At 52.1% G+C, this 775-nt stretch carries 2 rRNA genes; both read left to right on the forward strand.

The features are described 5' to 3' along the window. Positions 1–278, forward strand: a 16S ribosomal RNA gene (locus tag LH47_RS14780); the annotation flags it as partial. A 273-nt stretch (positions 279–551) separates the two neighbouring features. Then, positions 552–775: ribosomal RNA gene (locus LH47_RS14785) — 23S ribosomal RNA — on the forward strand; the annotation flags it as partial.

Below are 775 nucleotides of genomic sequence, written 5' to 3' on the forward strand. Positions count from 1 at the left end.
CGAGGGGGAGCCAATCCCAAAAAGCCGCTCTCAGTTCGGATTGCAGGCTGCAACTCGCCTGCATGAAGCCGGAATCGCTAGTAATCGCGGATCAGCATGCCGCGGTGAATACGTTCCCGGGCCTTGTACACACCGCCCGTCACACCACGAGAGTTTGCAACACCCGAAGTCGGTGAGGTAACCCTTACGGGAGCCAGCCGCCGAAGGTGGGGCAAATGATTGGGGTGAAGTCGTAACAAGGTAGCCGTATCGGAAGGTGCGGCTGGATCACCTCCTTTCTAAGGAAGAAAAGCGCAGAACGGTCCTTGGCGTAGCCAAGGAAACATCCGACGGAAGCGCAAGCTTTTGACGAGACGTGCTTGCACGTCGACGGAGAAAGCGGACGCGGAGGAGGATGTTAGTTTGGAGCTAGACATCGTATAATAAAAAACGCTTTTTCGCTTCGTTTAGTTTTGAGGGAATATCCCTCAACTTACGCCTTCGTCTATTAAAAAGGAGACGAGGTTGAAATTGTTCTTTGAAAACTAGATAACAGGCTGAAAAGTGTGTTTAGTTAAGTTAGAAAGGGCGCACGGTGGATGCCTTGGCACTAGGAGCCGATGAAGGACGGGACAAACACCGATATGCTTCGGGGAGCTGTAAGTAAGCGTTGATCCGGAGATTTCCGAATGGGGGAACCCACTGTCCGTAATGGGGCAGTATCCATACGTGAATCCATAGCGTATGGAGGGCATACCCGGGGAACTGAAACATCTAAGTACCCGGAGGAGAAGAA

This window comes from Anoxybacillus thermarum, assembly GCF_000836725.1.
Taxonomy (GTDB): domain Bacteria; phylum Bacillota; class Bacilli; order Bacillales; family Anoxybacillaceae; genus Anoxybacillus; species Anoxybacillus thermarum.